Consider the following 18,983-nt stretch of genomic DNA (forward strand, 5'->3'; position numbering starts at 1 on the left):
GGTATATTAAAAAAAATAAAAAAACTCTTGCATTCCATATGAATGATGAGTTATAATGTATCTTGTCCTTGAAAAAAATAGTCTGGTGACGATAGCGGAGAGGTCACACCTGTTCCCATGCCGAACACAGTAGTTAAGCTCTCCAGCGCCCATGGTAGTTGGGGCTCGCGCCCCTGCAAGAGTAGGACGTCGCCAGGCGAAATAAATAGGAGGATTAGCTCAGCTGGGAGAGCACTTGCCTTACAAGCAAGGGGTCGCAGGTTCGAGCCCTGCATCCTCCACCATTTTGCCGGTCTAGCTCAATTGGTAGAGCAACTGACTTGTAATCAGTAGGTTGGGGGTTCAAGTCCTCTGGCCGGCACCACTTGGGAGCCATTAGCTCAGTTGGTAGAGCATCTGACTTTTAATCAGAGGGTCGGAGGTTCGAATCCTCCATGGCTCACCATTTAAGCGGGTGTGGCGGAATTGGCAGACGCGCTAGACTTAGGATCTAGTGTCTCTTGACGTGGGGGTTCAAGTCCCTCCACCCGCACCATACAATTAAAATAAATAAATGCGGAAGTAGTTCAGTGGTAGAACATCACCTTGCCAAGGTGGGGGTCGCGGGTTCGAATCCCGTCTTCCGCTCCAGGAAATTAATCATTTAGTTTGCCAAATGATTAGTGTGTTATTCCTTGCCGGGGTGGCGGAATTGGCAGACGCACAGGACTTAAAATCCTGCGGTGGGTTTCCACCGTGCCGGTTCGAGTCCGGCCCTCGGCACCATTTAGCGCCCGTAGCTCAATTGGATAGAGCGTTTGACTACGGATCAAGAGGTTAGGGGTTCGACTCCTCTCGGGCGCGCCATTACGGGAAGTAGCTCAGCTTGGTAGAGCACTTGGTTTGGGACCAAGGGGTCGCAGGTTCAAATCCTGTCTTCCCGACCATTTAAAATAATTATCTTTGTGGGGCCTTAGCTCAGCTGGGAGAGCGCCTGCTTTGCACGCAGGAGGTCAGCGGTTCGATCCCGCTAGGCTCCACCATTTTTATGCATTGATCTTTGAAAACTGAACAAAACAACCAGTATGATTTTAAACATGAAACAAGCTAGCTTATAGAAGCGAGCGCAAGTCAACTTTATTGAGAGTTTGATCTTGGCTCAGGACGAACGCTGGCGGCGTGCCTAATACATGCAAGTCGAGCGCGGGAAGCAAAAAGATCTCTTCGGAGTGACATTTGTGGAACGAGCGGCGGACGGGTGAGTAACACGTGGGCAACCTGCCTGTAAGACTGGGATAACTCCGGGAAACCGGGGCTAATACCGGATAATACTTTTCTTCGCATGAAGGAAAGTTGAAAGATGGCCTTTGGCTATCACTTACAGATGGGCCCGCGGCGCATTAGCTAGTTGGTGGGGTAAGAGCTCACCAAGGCAACGATGCGTAGCCGACCTGAGAGGGTGATCGGCCACACTGGGACTGAGACACGGCCCAGACTCCTACGGAGGCAGCAGTAGGGAATCTTCCGCAATGGACGAAAGTCTGACGGAGCAACGCCGCGTGAACGAAGAAGGTTTTCGGATCGTAAAGTTCTGTTGTTAGGGAAGAACAAGTACCGTTCAAATAGGGCGGTACCTTGACGGTACCTATCGAGGAAGCCCCGGCTAACTACGTGCCAGCAGCCGCGGTAATACGTAGGGGGCAAGCGTTGTCCGGAATTATTGGGCGTAAAGCGCGCGTAGGCGGTTTCTTAAGTCTGATGTGAAATCTTGCGGCTCAACCGCAAGCGGTCATTGGAAACTGGGGAACTTGAGTGCAGAAGAGGAGAGCGGAATTCCACGTGTAGCGGTGAAATGCGTAGATATGTGGAGGAACACCAGTGGCGAAGGCGGCTCTCTGGTCTGTAACTGACGCTGAGGTGCGAAAGCGTGGGGAGCGAACAGGATTAGATACCCTGGTAGTCCACGCCGTAAACGATGAGTGCTAGGTGTTAGGGGGTTTCCGCCCCTTAGTGCTGCAGTTAACGCAATAAGCACTCCGCCTGGGGAGTACGGCCGCAAGGCTGAAACTCAAAAGAATTGACGGGGGCCCGCACAAGCGGTGGAGCATGTGGTTTAATTCGAAGCAACGCGAAGAACCTTACCAGGTCTTGACATCTTCGGATGTCCCTAGAGATAGGGAGTTCCCTTCGGGGACCGAATGACAGGTGGTGCATGGTTGTCGTCAGCTCGTGTCGTGAGATGTTGGGTTAAGTCCCGCAACGAGCGCAACCCTTGATCTTAGTTGCCAGCATTAAGTTGGGCACTCTAAGGTGACTGCCGGTGACAAACCGGAGGAAGGTGGGGATGACGTCAAATCATCATGCCCCTTATGACCTGGGCTACACACGTGCTACAATGGATGGAACAAAGGGCAGCGAAGCGGCAACGCATTAGCAAATCCCATAAATCCATTCTCAGTTCGGATTGCAGGCTGCAACTCGCCTGTATGAAGCCGGAATCGCTAGTAATCGTGGATCAGCATGCCACGGTGAATACGTTCCCGGCCTTGTACACACCGCCCGTCACACCACGAGAGTTGGCAACACCCGAAGTCGGTGGGGTAACCTTTGGAGCCAGCCGCCGAAGGTGGGGCCAATGATTGGGGTGAAGTCGTAACAAGGTAGCCGTATCGGAAGGTGCGGCTGGATCACCTCCTTTCTAAGGATTAAAGGAACACCTTTTTTACAAGGTGCAAAAAAACATACTGCGTTGTTTGGTTCAGTTTTGAGAGATCAATTCTCTCTCTATTATGTACCTTGAAAACTAGATAAGAGTATGACAAGACATCAAACAAAAACCAACGACTTTTTCATGCGTTAAGCATAGTAAGTATAGTTAAGTGAAGAAGGGCGCACGGTGGATGCCTTGGCACTAGGAGCCGAAGAAGGACGGGACAAACACCGATATGTCTCGGGGAGCCGTACGTAGGCATTGATCCGAGAATTTCCGAATGGGGAAACCCTCTACTCGTCATGGAGTAGAACGTACATCTGAATTCATAGGATGTACGAGGCAGACCCGGGGAACTGAAACATCTCAGTACCCGGAGGAAGAGAAAGCAAACGCGATTTCCCGAGTAGCGGCGAGCGAAACGGAATTAGCCCAAACCAAAAAGCTTGCTTTTTGGGGTTGTAGGACACTCCATTGGAGTTATCAAGAAATACATTAGACGAAGCGGTCTGGAACGACCCGCGACAGAAGGTAAGAGCCCTGTAGTCGAAAGTGTGTTTCCTCCGGAGTGGATCCTGAGTACGGCGGAACACGTGAAATTCCGTCGGAATCCGGGAGGACCATCTCCCAAGGCTAAATACTACCTAGTGACCGATAGTGAACCAGTACCGTGAGGGAAAGGTGAAAAGCACCCCGGAAGGGGAGTGAAAGAGATCCTGAAACCGTGTGCCTACAAGTAGTCGAAGCCCTTTCATGGGTGACGGCGTACCTTTTGTAGAATGGACCGGCGAGTTACGATCCCCTGCAAGGTTAAGTGGAAGACACGGAGCCGCAGCGAAAGCGAGTCTGAATAGGGCGATATAGTAGGTGGTCGTAGACCCGAAACCGTGTGATCTACCCATGTCCAGGGTGAAGGTCAGGTAACACTGACTGGAGGCCCGAACCCACGTATGTTGAAAAATGCGGGGATGAGGTGTGGGTAGGGGTGAAATGCCAATCGAACACGGAGATAGCTGGTTCTCTCCGAAATAGCTTTAGGGCTAGCCTCAAGGGATGTATGTTGGAGGTAGAGCACTGATTGGACTAGGGGCCCTCACCGGGTTACCGAATTCAGTCAAACTCCGAATGCCAATCATATTACCTTGGGAGTCAGACTATGGGTGATAAGGTTCATAGTCGAAAGGAAACAGCCCAGACCGTCAGCTAAGGTCCCCAAGTATACGTTAAGTGGAAAAGGATGTGGCGTTGCTTAGACAACCAGGATGTTGGCTTAGAAGCAGCCATCATTTAAAGAGTGCGTAATAGCTCACTGGTCGAGTGACGCTGCGCCGAAAATATACCGGGGCTAAACGTATCACCGAAGCTACGGATTGTTCTTCGAACAATGGTAGGAGAGCGTTCTAAGTGCAGTGAAGTCAGACCGTGAGGACTGGTGGAGCGCTTAGAAGTGAGAATGCCGGTATGAGTAGCGAAAAGAAGTGAGAATCTTCTTCACCGAATGCCTAAGGTTTCCTGAGGAAGGCTCGTCCGCTCAGGGTTAGTCGGGGCCTAAGCCGAGGCCGAAAGGCGTAGGCGATGGACAACAGGTTGATATTCCTGTACCACCCAATTCCGTTTGAGTGATGGGGGGACGCAGAAGGATAAGGAATGCGCACCATTGGATGTGTGCGTCGAAGCAGTAAGGGCGTCAGATAGGCAAATCCGTCTGGCAAGCTTGAGCTGTGATCGGGAGGGAAATAGAGTACCGAAGTTCCGGATTTCACGCTGCCAAGAAAAGCCTCTAGCAAGGAAAAGGGTGCCCGTACCGCAAACCGACACAGGTAGGCGAGGAGAGAATCCTAAGGTGATCGGGAGAACTCTCGTTAAGGAACTCGGCAAAATGACCCCGTAACTTCGGGAGAAGGGGTGCTCCTTTAAGGAGGAGCCGCAGTGAAAAGGCCCAAGCGACTGTTTAGCAAAAACACAGGTCTCTGCGAAGCCGAAAGGCGAAGTATAGGGGCTGACACCTGCCCGGTGCTGGAAGGTTAAGGGGATGCGTTAGCATTAGCGAAGCGTTGAACCGAAGCCCCAGTAAACGGCGGCCGTAACTATAACGGTCCTAAGGTAGCGAAATTCCTTGTCGGGTAAGTTCCGACCCGCACGAAAGGTGCAACGACTTGGGCACTGTCTCAACGAGAGACCCGGTGAAATTATACTATGCGTGAAGATGCGCATTACCCGCGACAGGACGGAAAGACCCCGTGGAGCTTTACTGTAGCCTGATATTGAATGTTGGTACAGCTTGTACAGGATAGGTGGGAGCCTGAGAAACGTGAGCGCTAGCTTACGTGGAGGCGCCGGTGGGATACCACCCTGGCTGTATTGACCTTCTAACCCAGAACCGTGATCCGGTTCGGAGACAGTGTCAGGTGGGCAGTTTGACTGGGGCGGTCGCCTCCTAAAATGTAACGGAGGCGCCCAAAGGTTCCCTCAGAATGGTTGGAAATCATTCGTAGAGTGTAAAGGCAGAAGGGAGCTTGACTGCGAGACCTACAAGTCGAGCAGGGACGAAAGTCGGGCTTAGTGATCCGGCGGTACCGAATGGAAGGGCCGTCGCTCAACGGATAAAAGCTACCCCGGGGATAACAGGCTTATCTCCCCCAAGAGTCCACATCGACGGGGAGGTTTGGCACCTCGATGTCGGCTCATCGCATCCTGGGGCTGTAGTCGGTCCCAAGGGTTGGGCTGTTCGCCCATTAAAGCGGTACGCGAGCTGGGTTCAGAACGTCGTGAGACAGTTCGGTCCCTATCCGTCGTGGGCGTTGGAAGTTTGAGAGGAGCTGTCCTTAGTACGAGAGGACCGGGATGGACACACCGCTGGTGCACCAGTTGTTCCGCCAGGAGCATCGCTGGGTAGCTACGTGTGGAAGGGATAAGTGCTGAAAGCATCTAAGCATGAAGCCCCCCTCAAGATGAGACTTCCCATCTATTCGATAGAGTAAGATCCCTCAGAGACGATGAGGTAGATAGGTTCGAGGTGGAAGCATGGTGACATGTGCAGCTGACGAATACTAATCGATCGAGGACTTAACTATACATTTTGTTTGATCTTGTTCCATCACTCTTATCTAGTTTTTAGGGTATATCCCTTAAATATTATATGAAGTCTGGTAGCGATAGCGGAGAGGTCACACCTGTTCCCATGCCGAACACAGTAGTTAAGCTCTCCAGCGCCCATGGTAGTTGGGGCTCGCGCCCCTGCAAGAGTAGGACGTTGCCAGGCATTATCGAAAAACCTAACCATAAAGTCTTGAATATGACTTTATGGTTAGGTTTTTCTTTATTCTAAATCCGAGAGCCCAGTAACTCGCAAACTTCCCTCACCGCCGTACGGTAAAGAAGACTTACCCACTGGTGAAACCAGAGGCTTAGTCGTCCTTAAATGACTCGAATGTATAACTCCCAAAGTTAATAAGACTTGAACTAATATTATCTATTATTTGCATTTAGTGTTACAATGTACTTTTACTAGCACTTTTAACTCATATAATATATTGTTATATTGATTGATTATTTATAGGTGGTGACATATGAAATCTTTATATGAACAAATATACGAATCATTAAAGCAAGATATTATATCTGCAAAATATAAAGTTGGTGACCAGGTTCCATCTGAAAAAGAGTTGTCTGAATATTTTAATGTAAGTACTATTACAACTAAAAAGGCTTTAGAAAAGTTAACGCATGAGGGATTTGTTTATCGGAAACGTGGTAAAGGTACATTTGTTTCAAAAAATACTATTGACATGAAGATTGTGAAACACGATGTCCAAACTAAAAAGCCATTGTTTGGTTTAATTTTGACTACTTTTGATGATAGTTTTGGAAACAAATTAATTGCAAGTCTTGAAGAAGCATCCCAGGATGAATGCTTTATAATTTTAAGGCGATCTTTAAGCATCCCAAATAGAGAAGATAAGGTGATAAGAGAATTACTTGAATATGGAATAGACGGACTCATTATATCACCAGCTAAAGCTGAACACTATAGTCTTGAAATTCTCAAAATGATTGTGAATCAGTTTCCTTTAGTGTTAATTGATCGATCTTTTAAAGGTTTAGCTACTACTTCAGTTTCAACAGATAACGAACAAGCGGCTAAAATGGGGATTAATCATTTGTTGGAACTTGGGCATGAAAATATAGGTATTCTTATACCCAAAGATAATGGAACAACCACTATTGAAGATCGTATTAAGGGTATTGTTGAAGCTACTGCAGAAAAAAAAGTTATAGTTAATCGTGATTTATGGTGTTCGGATATAAAGAGTCCATACCCTACTCATGCGGATACAAAGAAAGATATAGAGGTTATAATGAATCATATAAAGAAAAATCGAAATATTACCGCATTATTTGCTCTTGAATATAACATTGCTGTTTTAGCGAAACAAGCTGTGGAGCAGTTGAAATTAAAGATACCAGAAGACATATCGATTCTGTGTTTTGATAGTCCACCACGAAATGCTTTAGAATGGAATTTCACACATTTACAACAAAATGAAGAAGAGATTGGTCGGTTAGCGTTAAATAATTTACTTGAAATGTACAATGGCAACTTTATAATTGATGATATTCGCGTATCAGCAACCTTGATTGAAGGGGATACAACAATAAAAAATTCGTTTACAAGGGGTCCAACTAAGCTTTAATTACTATAAATATAAAATTTAATGGTGCTGTTCTAAGTATGGAGACTGCCTTCTTATTACTACAACGATTGTCTAACGGTTGTACTAAGAAAGCAGTTTTTTCTTGGAACAGCCCTTTTTATTTGTAAAGAAAGTATAAAATTTGGGCATTTGTATAGCTCCGAGTGCCCAGAAACTAGGCGACTTCACGAATCGCCCTACGATAAGTCATCTTCGGTTCGCGTACTCACCGTGATTCCTTTATCTCAGTTGATTCTGAAGTCACTACGTTTCTAAACGGGCGCTCTGCGCTTTTCTTGATAATATTATAATATTATATTAATTGTCGAATAAAAAATATTGACATGATATATTATATCAACTATAGTTATATGCAAACGCATACATATAATGTTATTGTGGTGGTTTTCTTATTAATTAATCTGAGATAGAGGGGGGAGTGAGGGTGTTATGAATAATATTGAAATTGGTGCAAAAACTAATAGGTCAAATTTAAGTAAGTCAAATAAGAAAAGTATCTGGTTAAGAATCTGGCAACATCGTTTATATTATCTATTTATGCTTCCGGGTATCATTTGGTTTATAATCTTTTCGTACATACCAATGTATGGTTTAACGGTAGCTTTTAAGGATTTTAATTTTGTAGGTGGGATTACTGGCAGCCCATGGGCTGGATTGAAGTATTTTAAGGAATTCTTTAACTTTTATCAATCTTGGGAAATTATTCGCAACACACTAACGATAAGTGTGATGAAGTTAGTGATAGGATTTCCAATGCCAATAATTTTGGCCTTGTTATTAAATGAAGTAAAGGTTCTGAAATTTAAAAAGGCAGTACAAACAATCTCCTATTTACCTCACTTTATTTCTTGGGTCGTCGTAGTTACAATTTTGCAACGAATGCTTACTCCATATGGTGGTCCAATTAATGAAATTTTAGCTTCTTTAGGTTTCGACAAAATTCAATTCTTAGGTAATCTTAGTTATTTTTATCAGGTTATCATTCTCTCAGATGTTTGGAAAACAGTGGGCTTTGGAGCAATTATATATTTGGCAGCCATTTCAGGGGTTGATCAGCAATTATATGAATCTGCCAAAATGGATGGTGCCAATAGGTTTAGACAAATGTGGCATATTACAATACCTTCTATTCGTCCAGTGATGGTGATTATGTTCTTACTTGCATGCGGTAGCATTATGACAGTAGGGTATGAACAATTGTTACTATTAAACACTCCTGCAACTGCTTCCGTAGGTACGGTATTAGACGTTTATGTTATTCAATCGGGATTAGAGCAAGGGCGGTTAAGTTATGCAACAGCTGTAGGGTTATTTCAAGGTATTATCGGTGTAATTCTAATTGTAGTTGCTAACAGCATTAGCAAGAAAGTAAATGAAACATCATTATGGTAAGGAGGTCGATGTGTAAATGAAAAAAAAGTGGTCGTTTTTTTCGATTTTTAATTATTTGTTTCTCGCTGTTTTTGCTTTTACTACATTATATCCGTTTATCTACATTATAGCTTACTCATTAAGTGATGGTGTGGAAGCAATGAATAATCCAATTTATTTTTTGCCGCGAGGATTCACCTTTGAAAATTATATACAGATATTTAAAGATAGTACATTTTTAAATGCGTATGTAATTACTATACTTCGAACTGTTATTGGTACGGTCTTACATGTATTTTTATCAGCGCTATATGCATATGCATTGACGAGGAAAAATTTACCAGGCAAAACCTTTTTTACTTTCTTTATTTTTATACCATCCATATTTAGTGGTGGAATGATACCTAACTTTATACTTTATCGGGAATTGGGATTAATTAATAACTTTTGGGTATATGTTTTCCCATTTTTGTTTAGTTTTTTCCATATCATTATCATGCGAACTTTTTTTCAGCAACTACCTAGTTCATTAGAAGAATCCGCACAAATAGACGGTGCTAGTAACTTTAGGGTTTTTATAAGCGTCATTTTGCCATTATCTATGCCGGTTCTTGCTACTATTGCCTTATTTCAAGGAGTATTTCACTGGAATGATTGGTTTACAGGAACTTACTTTGTTACCGATGAATCATTAAGGCCTGTACAGACACTTCTCAATGAACTATTAACTGAATCTGAAGCCTTAGCGAATGCAGCCCAAAGAGCGTCACAGTCTGGTACAACTGTTTCAACCGGGATGATTACTGTTACACCAGAATCATTACGGATGGCAACGCTGATCATTGCAACATTACCAATTATTTGTGTTTATCCATTTTTACAAAAATATTTTGTTAAAGGAGTTATGGTTGGTTCAATAAAGGGTTAATATCTTTTATCACGTAAGATAATGAAAAAAATAAATTGGGAGGGATTTTAATGAAAGAGAAAATCACCAAGATGTTTATGGCTTTATTGATATTTTTACTATTTACTTTGTTAGCTGCATGCAGTAATGAAACTGGAAGTAATCAAGACGATGGGGATACAGTTACGTTGAAAGTCCTTCATAATTGGAATGGGTCAAGTGCAAATGCACCAGAAGATCCGATGAATAACCCTGTTGCAGAAAAGATAACAGAAGAAACTGGTGTGAAATTGGACTTTGAGTACACGAATGGTAGTGAAGTTGATAAATTAACACAGGTTTTAGCAACTGGAGAGTTTCCGGATATTTATATCGGTCCTGCATGGGGAAAAGAATCCGAAATATTATTAGAAGCTGCGAACGAGGGCCAGTTACATGATTTAACGTCGTATATAGAAGAGTATCCAAGGCTAGAAGAAGTTGTGAAAAAAGAGAATATGTCCATTTCTTTATATAATAATATCATTAGCAAACAAGAAGGCGGTCAATTTATGCTCCATTCTATGTATCCAGCTACCGAGACTGATATAGAAGATTGGTTGTATGGATTGTATGTAAATGAAGATATTGCAAACGAGGTTGGAATAGATCCAGGTTCAATAAAGACACCAGACGATTTATACAACTTTTTGAAAGCGGTTAAAGAAGGTGAGTTTCAAGCAAGTGGTAATCTTGTTTTTCCATTAGGTGCGTATGATAATGGTTGGCCATTGGATATCACTTCTGAAATGTTTGTACCTGTAGCAGGATCTGGTAGTTGGTTTATTGATGATGAGGGGAACGCAAGGTATAACTTTATGACGGAGGAATATGAAGAATGGATCTTATATATGAGAAAGTTAATGAGTGAAGGTTTACTGGATCCTGAAGTTTATTCACATACTGGAACAATTGCCAGAGAAAAAGTTTCACAAGGCAGGTATGCAGTAATACCAAATCAATTTCCTGGTCTTTGGAATGATACGAAACAAGGTGACATTGAGGAAAAATATGTTCCTTTAGGACCGCTAGAGGACTTTAGTGGAGATCGTTATCGTACAGAATTTAACGTTCAAGGAAGTCAGTTAATTGCTGTCTTTGCAGAAGCTTCTGAAGAAAAGCTGGAGGCATTTATAAAATTATTTGATTATTTATCAAGTGATGAAGGGTTTATTCTAACTAAGTACGGTATCGAAGGTATACATTATGATTTAGTTGACGGTGAAGTAACCGCTAAGGAAGAAATGATTGAGAAACGAAATGATGGCACGTTTAAGAATGAAGGTGTTGATCATTATATAGCATTTTCTGGTTTAGATCGTGAGGATTCCCTTGGTGGTGGACCTTTTGGACACCAATTTGATAAACAATTTGAAGTCAAGGATAAATTTACAGAGATTAGAAGAAATGATGGTATACAACCAATTACAGGAATTGATCCTCATTCAGTATTACAAGAACATCCGAATTTTGAACAGATCGAACCTGTTACCGTTGTTATGGGAGATGTTGTTCAACAAGCAATTCACGCAGGATCTGATGAAGAGGCGCTAAATATTATTAATGAAACGCGTGGCGCATTAGTTGATGCAGGTATTGAAGAAGTAGCAGCTGAAATTACTAAACAAGCGCAAAGTGGAACAGAATTTATGCGCTATCGAACTTCAAATTAATCTTTACTAAGTAAAAATTAAATAAAAGTCCCCTCGAAGGTCTCATTCTTCAATAGAGGGGACTTCAATCATATAAATACTTGCTTACTATATTTAAAAGAATGGATGTGGCATGATGACTATCGCACTTAGACCTCCCGCGGTACCTTTGGTAACAGTAGATCCTTATTTTAGTGTCTGGAGTAGCAATGACCATCTTTATGACGATCACACACATCATTGGACATATCAACCAGATGGAACAACTGGTATCCATGGGATGGTAGGAATGATTCGTATAGATGGAAAAGTATGGGGCTTCATGGGTAAGCTATCTCAAACTGATAATGAACAGGAACAAGAACTAGACCACTTGAAACAAATCCAACTTATCGTAGAGCCATTAAATACAATTTATATTTTTGAAGGTGCAGGTGTAACACTAAAAGTAGAATTTATGACTCCTCTCTTGCTAGATAAGTTAGATGTCCTAGCTAGACCAGCATCATATGTAACATTTGAGGTGTGGGCGAATGATGGTGTGCAACATGATGTTCAAATTTATTTTGATGTGACAGGAGAATGGTGTGTACATGATACAAGTCAACAAGTGAATTGGTCACGAGTGACTTTAGAGAACAATATTGAAGACATGAAAATAGGTTCAGTGGATCAGCCTATATTAAAGCGTGAAGGTGATGATACACGCATTGATTGGGGATACCTTCATTTAGTATTACCTTATTCTAGTCGTGCAGAGACCGTTATTCATTCCATTGATATTCGCAAACAATGGGTGGAAAACAGGTCGATACCTAAGAATGACGATACGAATATGCCTCGCAGCGTAAACGAAAATTGCCCTGTGATGGCAGCAGTACTGGATTTTGGAACCGTTAATCCAGAAAAAAAATCTAATTTTTTAGTTCTAGCCTATGATGATATTGCTTCAATCGAATATTTTCATCAATCACTTCCTGGATATTGGAAAAGACATGGTCAAACGATGGAACAGACGCTGCAATTAGCTGTTAGTGAGTATTCCGTAATCAAAAAAGATTGCTATAAATTTAATAAAGAATTAAGGCAGAGAGCTATGGAAGTGGGTGGTTCCAAATATAGAGACATTGTATCACTGGCATATCGTCAGGCCATTGCAGCTCATAAGCTGATTCTTGATGAAAATGAGGATTTGATATTTCTCTCTAAGGAAAATAACAGTAACGGATGCATTGGAACAGTAGATGTGAGTTATCCATCTATACCACTTTTCTTAATGTATAATCCGGAGTTGGTCAAGGGTATGATGCGCCCCATTTTTCATTATGCACGGTCAGAAGAATGGCCCTTTGATTTTGCGCCGCATGATGTCGGTTGTTATCCGATTGCTAATGGACAGGTATATGGAAAAAATGCACTAGAGAACCAGATGCCAATTGAAGAGTGTGGCAATATGTTAATTATGATGACTGCTGTAAGTTTGGCAGAAGGAAAAAAGGATTTCGCAGAAGAAAACTGGGATCTACTGACCCAGTGGGCTGAATACCTCAATAAGAACGGACTAGATCCAGGACATCAACTTTGCACGGACGACTTTGCTGGACATTTAGCACATAATTCTAACCTTTCGATTAAAGCAATTATAGGAATAGGGAGTTATGGACTCCTATGTGGAATGTTAGGGAAAGTGGAGGAAAAGGAGAAGTATATAAAGCGGGCAAAGCAGATGGCAAACGAATGGGAGAAAATGGCAAATGATAAAGATCATTATAAATTAACATTTGATCAGCCTGGAACCTGGAGTCTAAAGTATAACCTTATTTGGGATAACGTGTTTTCATTAAACTTATTTTCCAAAGATGTTAAACAAAAAGAAATAAAATACTATCTAACACAGCAGAATCGTTTTGGAATCCCATTAGATAGTCGAGAGACGTATACAAAAGCAGATTGGCTAGTATGGGCAGCGGCTTTAGCTGATCAAAAAGAAGAGGGGCTTTCACTAATTGAACCACTTTGGCATTTTTTAAATGAAACGGAAGACCGTGTCCCATTTACAGATTGGTATGATACAAAAACAGGAAAACGGTTAAACTTCAAAAACCGTTCTGTTGTTGGGGGTCTATTTATGTTGTTGCTCAAAGTGACTGATTGGAATAATAATTAGCATTATTTCGGGAGGGGAATTATGAAAACGAGTACTAGATTTGAGGAAAAAACAGGTTTTCAGGAAAGGGTAGCATATCATCCTTCCATTGATTTGCGAACTGATTTTGTAATGGTTTATGGCATAGATGGATCGATGCCAACTAGAATTAGAGAATGGAAAGAACAGGGATATGTGGTTCATCTCATGACTGGTGTGTCATGGGGGGAATATCAAAACTATTTATATGGTCAAGTAGACGGAAGGGATCATTGGGATGAAGCACAGAAAAATCGTTTTGGCGAGACAATTAGCCACGGTAAAGATGTTCCATATATGGTACCAACAGTTGCCTATACTAACTATTTAACAAAGCGAATTAAGGTTGCTGTAGATGCTGGAGTGGAGGCAATACATCTTGAAGAACCAGAGTTTTGGGTTGAAGGTGGATACTCTGAAGCATTTAAGAGAGAGTGGAAGATTTTTTATAAGGAACCATGGATGCCCCCCCATGAATCCGTAGACGCACAGTACCGAGCTTCTAAATTAAAAGCATTTCTGTATAAGAGATGTTTAGACAGACTTTGTACAGAGCTTAAAGAATATGCTCAAGTAAAATATCAAAGGGACTTACGTTTTTATGTCCCTACCCATAGTCTGATTAACTACACACAGTGGCGAATAGTTAGTCCGCAGTCTCAATTACTGAGTTTACCAACTATTGATGGATATATTGCGCAAGTATGGACCGGAACTTCTCGTACGCCAAATGTTTATAATGGCGTTACAAAAGAGAGAACATTTGAAACAGCCTACTTAGAATATGGAATAATGCAGGAATTGGCTCGAGGAACGGAAAGGAGAATGTGGTTTTTACATGATCCAATCGAAGATAATCCAAATTATGATTGGGACGATTATAAGAATAATTATTTTAAAACATTAGTCGCATCACTTTTCCATCCAGATGTATTTCATTATGAAATATCACCTTGGCCAAACAGGATTTTCAACAGATCCTATCCAAGTAAGGACGGAAAAGGAAAAGAACCTATTCCATCAAGCTATGCGACTAGTTTGCTTATAATCATTAATGCTTTGCGAGACTTTGAACAAGATTCGGTTGAGTGGGGAGGAAGTATGGATCCAATTGGTGTAATGCTTTCTGATACAACCATGTTTCAACGAAATCATCCTGAGATTTCTGGAGAAGATACTTCACGAAAATATGACGGAACAGAAATAGAAATGTTGAAAGGAAGCAAAGCAAAAGAACTTCTTCATTGGTCCGAGTTTTATGGATTAACTTTACCATTCCTAAAGGTTGGAATACCTGTTAGGCCAGTCCAACTAGATAATATTAGACGATTTTCATCATATTTAAACAACTACCAAACATTGATTCTCAGCTATGAATTTATGAAACCTGAATCTCCTGATATTCATCTTGGATTAAGTCAATGGGTTCAAAATGGGGGTTGTTTGATATACGTAGGCGACGGAAGTGATGATTATCATCAAGTAAGAGAATGGTGGAATACAGAGGGGGCTGATTATGCCAATCCTGCTGAACATCTTTTTGAAACATTAGGGGTTGAACATAAATCAGTTCAAGATATCCATCATGTTGGAAAAGGGGTAGTTAGCATACTTCCGACACATCCAAAAGAGTGTACTCAGAACACACAAAATGCTCAGCTATTGAAAGATATAGTGAGAAAGTCTATGGAAGTAAGTGGTCAAAGTCAAGTATCTCCTAAGAAGGTATGGAAAGAAAAAAATTACTTGTTAATGAAACGAGGGCCATATGTAATTAGTTCAGTGATGGATGAATCAATTAACAAAGACCCGTTACACTTACAAGGCCTATATGTTGACTTATTTGATCATAATCTAATGATACGAGATGAGGTTATCGTCCAGCCTGGAAATCAATCACTTTTATATGATCTAAATTATCATACAGTACAAACTGACATTCAGGTTATTGCATCTTCTTCTAGAATTGAAAATGTTGCAAATAATGGTAACGAATTTGAGATTTTAACTAAAGGACCACAATCTGTGCCGGGAGTTAGTAGAATAAGATGTGCAAATAAACCTATAACAATACAAATCGATAAGGAACAAAATAACTATACAGAAATGAATTTTGATTGGGATGTAAGAAGTAATACACTTTTAATCCACTATGAGAATAATCCTAATGGAGTGAAAATCAAAATAGCTTTTTGAATCTACCAATTACTCATCGATTTAAAATAATGGAGGGGTGTTGCAAATAAATTCATTTATTACTTACCTTTGTTAGCTTTGTAGAAATAAATGAAGATGTAATCTAACTATAAGCTTTTGCTTAATTATTTAGCTCAATTTGCGGAGGGTCAAAAATGCCATACGAAAAGATAAAGAATGAAAAATTACATCAAATGAAGGCTTTTATTGAAGGGAAAATTTATAACAAGATAGCATCTTTAGAAGTGGAAGCGTGGGTAACTAAAGAACCAGCTCGGTTTAGCGAGAGAAACAAAGGAACTTATCTACAGCTATCCGCGGGTGATAAATGGGGAGAGCTTTGGGATTGTGCATGGTTCCGCTTTGCTGGTAGAGTTCCGAACCAAGCGAAAGGGGAAAAAATTGTTCTTTTGATTGATGTTAATGGTGAGTTATGTTTGGTTGACCATAACGGTACACCAATGCAAGGGTTAACCAATGTCAATTCAGAATTTGAGTTAGCTCTTGGTAAACCTGGAAAGAGGGTTGTTGAAATAGCAGAAAAAGCTTCCGGCATGGAAGAAATAGAGCTTTGGGCTGATGCAGGTTGCAATGATTTGTTCGGTCATTTTAGATCAGGAACATTAAAAGAAGCAGATATTGCCATTTGTAATGAGGAAATACACAACCTTTATTATGATGTGGAGGTGCTACTAGAACTTACTGAACAATTGGAAGAAGATTCGGTTAGAAGAGCAAGAATTTTACAATCATTGTATGATGTTTCACTTTTATTAGTCAATTGGTCTGATGAAAGTGTTAGGAAGGCCAGAGAAATTCTTGCCATACCATTACAAAAACAAAATGGAGATGTTGATCTAACTATTAGTGCTGTTGGGCATGCCCATATTGATTTAGCTTGGTTGTGGCCAATAAGAGAAACGATACGAAAAGGTGCTCGGACGTTTTCAACGGTACTTCGTAATATGGAAAAATACCCAAACTATATTTTTGGGGCTAGTCAGCCACAATTATACCAATGGATGAAAGAGTATTATCCCGAATTATACGGGCAAATAAAACAACGAATTACTGAAGGACGCTGGGAAGTTCAAGGTGGAATGTGGGTTGAACCGGATTCTAATGTGCCTAGTGGGGAGTCATTAATTCGTCAAGTGCTTCATGGGAAAAAATTCTTTGAAGTTGAATTTGGTAAGGAAGTTAGAACTTTATGGGTCCCTGATATTTTTGGGTATTCTGCAAGTTTGCCACAAATTCTTAAGCAATCAGATATTGATTTTGTAATGACCCAAAAGTTGTCTTGGAGTGAATATAACGATCACCCACACCACACTTTTTATTGGGAGGGGATCGATGGCAGCAAAGTGCTGACTCATTTACCACCGGAAGATACTTATAACAGTCCTGCCGCTCCACGATCTATCAAAAAAATAGAAAGAGAATATTATGATAAAAATATTTCCGAACATAGTTTAATGCTATTTGGAATTGGAGACGGTGGTGGGGGCCCCGGAGAAGAGCACCTAGAACGATTAGAACGAGAAAAAAATCTTTTAGGTCTATCTCCGGTAGTACAGGAACCGGCTATTCGCTTTTTTGAAAAGCTAGAATCCTCATCTGACAAATACAAAACTTGGACTGGTGAGCTCTATTTAGAAAAACACCAAGGTACATTGACTACACAGGCCCGTAATAAAAAGTACAATCGTACAATCGAGAAAGCACTGCGCGAATTAGAATTTGCAGCAACTCTTACGATGGTTAAAGGAATCAAAGAATACCCAGCAACAGAATTAGACTCGATATGGAAAGAAGTTATGCTATACCAATTCCATGATATCCTACCTGGATCATCGATCAGTCGTGTATATGATGAATCACTGGCACGTTACCAGAAGATACAAGAAAAGGTAGAAAATCTAATAGATGAACACTACCAGGCATTGAATCAATACCTTCATTTATCTGGACTAACGTTATTTAATTCATTACCTTGGCCCAGACGAGAGTGGATAATGTCTAAGGGTAAGTGGAGAAAAGTAACGATACCATCCATGGGATATATAGCATTACATGATAACAGTGATCCAGAATTTATACCTGAATACATAGAATTGAAGGCTGAAGAGACATTGCTTGAAAATGATCTGATAACCATTACATTTAATCAAGACGGTACGATTCGATCTATATATGATAAAGAAAATGAAAGAGAAACGATAGCGAATAACTGCTCCGCAAATAAATTAGCAATCTACCATGACCATGGAGATGCATGGGACTTCCCGACCGATTATAAATCGATCAAACAAATGAGCCCAATACTTGAGAATGTTCAATGTGATGTTAATGGTCCAATAGCATCTGTTACACACTTTTATCAATATGGAAATTCAACTATAAAGCAATCTGTGGTGATGACTTTGGGAAGCAGACAAATTGATTTTAAAACGAAAGTAAATTGGAATGAATCGAACAAAATGCTTCGTACTTCTTTTCCGCTTAGTTTAAGAAGTGATCATGTCCATTGTGATATTCAATTTGGCTATTTAAATCGTCCAACACATAAAAATACCCAATGGGATTTTGCGAAGGATGAAATATGTGCTCATCATTGGATAGATATGTCTGAGTCTAATTATGGTGTTGCACTTTTAAATGATTGCAAATATGGTCATCGTGCTGAAGGAAATGAGTTGGACATTAACTTATTACGAAGTCCTAACAGTCCCGATCCACAAGCGGATCGAGCAGTGCATGAATTTGTTTATAGTTTTTATCCGCATAAGGGTGACTTTATCATAAGTGAAGTCTATAAAAAAGGCTATGAGTTGAATATACCAGTTCGTAAAGTGGAGGAAATAGATACAGATAATACTAAAAAAGTTAAGTTAGATTCTTTTATTCAATTAAATGGTGGAAGTGTGATGATTGAGACAATCAAAAAAGCTGAAATGGATGATGATATTATTTTGCGTTTATATGAAACATCTGGAAGCCATACAAGTACCGAAATAAAACTTAATTTTGCAATTCAGGATGTAGTGGAGACCAATTTGTTAGAAGAGCCTAAACAGTTTATAACGCTAGATGGACCTGTTTCGTTTACACCATTCGAAATTAAAACATTTAAGATAAAACCAAAAAAATGAGAGAAACAAAAGGTAAACGTAATTAATACTGATCCTAAGGAGGTGATTTAACTCCATAAATTCTATGATTTTGACGC

The 18,983-nt window shown here is 40.8% G+C and carries 7 protein-coding genes, 9 tRNA genes and 4 rRNA genes; all 20 read left to right on the forward strand.

Going from position 1 to position 18,983, the window contains the following annotated elements; genetic code table 11:
• The first annotated feature begins 81 nt into the window (after window positions 1-81).
• The 20 genes from rrf (GI584_RS00650) (at window position 82) to GI584_RS00745 (ending at window position 18,906) form a co-directional block, all read left to right on the forward strand.
• Window positions 82-198: ribosomal RNA gene (gene rrf / locus GI584_RS00650) — 5S ribosomal RNA — on the forward strand.
• A 10-nt stretch (window positions 199-208) separates the two neighbouring features.
• Window positions 209-284 (forward strand) — tRNA-Val (locus tag GI584_RS00655).
• 4 nt (window positions 285-288) lie between these two features.
• Window positions 289-364 (forward strand) — tRNA-Thr (locus GI584_RS00660).
• A gap of 5 nt (window positions 365-369) precedes the next feature.
• A tRNA-Lys gene (locus tag GI584_RS00665) sits at window positions 370-445 on the forward strand.
• Window positions 446-450: 5 nt separating this feature from the next.
• Window positions 451-535, forward strand: a tRNA-Leu gene (locus GI584_RS00670).
• A 20-nt stretch (window positions 536-555) separates the two neighbouring features.
• Window positions 556-630, forward strand: a tRNA-Gly gene (locus GI584_RS00675).
• Window positions 631-676: 46 nt separating this feature from the next.
• Window positions 677-765: transfer RNA gene (locus GI584_RS00680), tRNA-Leu, on the forward strand.
• A gap of 4 nt (window positions 766-769) precedes the next feature.
• Window positions 770-846 (forward strand) — tRNA-Arg (locus tag GI584_RS00685).
• 3 nt (window positions 847-849) lie between these two features.
• Window positions 850-926 (forward strand) — tRNA-Pro (locus GI584_RS00690).
• Window positions 927-946: 20 nt separating this feature from the next.
• A tRNA-Ala gene (locus tag GI584_RS00695) sits at window positions 947-1,022 on the forward strand.
• 93 nt (window positions 1,023-1,115) lie between these two features.
• Window positions 1,116-2,677: ribosomal RNA gene (locus tag GI584_RS00700) — 16S ribosomal RNA — on the forward strand.
• 175 nt (window positions 2,678-2,852) lie between these two features.
• Window positions 2,853-5,763: ribosomal RNA gene (locus tag GI584_RS00705) — 23S ribosomal RNA — on the forward strand.
• Window positions 5,764-5,834: 71 nt separating this feature from the next.
• A 5S ribosomal RNA gene (gene rrf, locus GI584_RS00710) occupies window positions 5,835-5,951 on the forward strand.
• The 16S, 23S and 5S rRNA genes sit together here with 9 tRNA genes alongside, the layout of an rRNA operon.
• Window positions 5,952-6,258: 307 nt before the next feature.
• Window positions 6,259-7,383 (forward strand): GntR family transcriptional regulator, encoded by a 1,125-nt coding sequence (locus tag GI584_RS00715; RefSeq protein ID WP_100362663.1) that lies wholly within the window; start codon window positions 6,259-6,261, stop codon window positions 7,381-7,383.
• Window positions 7,384-7,833: 450 nt separating this feature from the next.
• Window positions 7,834-8,796 (forward strand): ABC transporter permease, encoded by a 963-nt coding sequence (locus GI584_RS00720; protein WP_100362662.1) that lies wholly within the window; start codon window positions 7,834-7,836, stop codon window positions 8,794-8,796.
• A 16-nt stretch (window positions 8,797-8,812) separates the two neighbouring features.
• Window positions 8,813-9,703 (forward strand): carbohydrate ABC transporter permease, encoded by an 891-nt coding sequence (locus GI584_RS00725; RefSeq protein WP_100362661.1) that lies wholly within the window; start codon window positions 8,813-8,815, stop codon window positions 9,701-9,703.
• Window positions 9,704-9,753: 50 nt separating this feature from the next.
• The gene (locus tag GI584_RS00730; protein WP_153789919.1) at window positions 9,754-11,394 is read left to right on the forward strand and encodes an extracellular solute-binding protein; all 1,641 of its coding nucleotides are present in this window, start codon (window positions 9,754-9,756) and stop codon (window positions 11,392-11,394) included.
• 115 nt (window positions 11,395-11,509) lie between these two features.
• Window positions 11,510-13,540, forward strand: a complete 2,031-nt coding sequence (locus GI584_RS00735; RefSeq protein ID WP_153789920.1) for a glutaminase family protein — start codon at window positions 11,510-11,512, stop codon at window positions 13,538-13,540.
• A 21-nt stretch (window positions 13,541-13,561) separates the two neighbouring features.
• Window positions 13,562-15,754, forward strand: coding sequence for a hypothetical protein (locus tag GI584_RS00740; RefSeq protein WP_153789921.1), 2,193 nt, complete (start codon window positions 13,562-13,564; stop codon window positions 15,752-15,754).
• A 155-nt stretch (window positions 15,755-15,909) separates the two neighbouring features.
• Window positions 15,910-18,906, forward strand: coding sequence for an alpha-mannosidase (locus tag GI584_RS00745; protein ID WP_153789922.1), 2,997 nt, complete (start codon window positions 15,910-15,912; stop codon window positions 18,904-18,906).
• Window positions 18,907-18,983 lie beyond the last annotated feature (77 nt).

This window comes from Gracilibacillus salitolerans, from assembly GCF_009650095.1.
Classification (GTDB): domain Bacteria; phylum Bacillota; class Bacilli; order Bacillales; family Amphibacillaceae; genus Gracilibacillus; species Gracilibacillus salitolerans.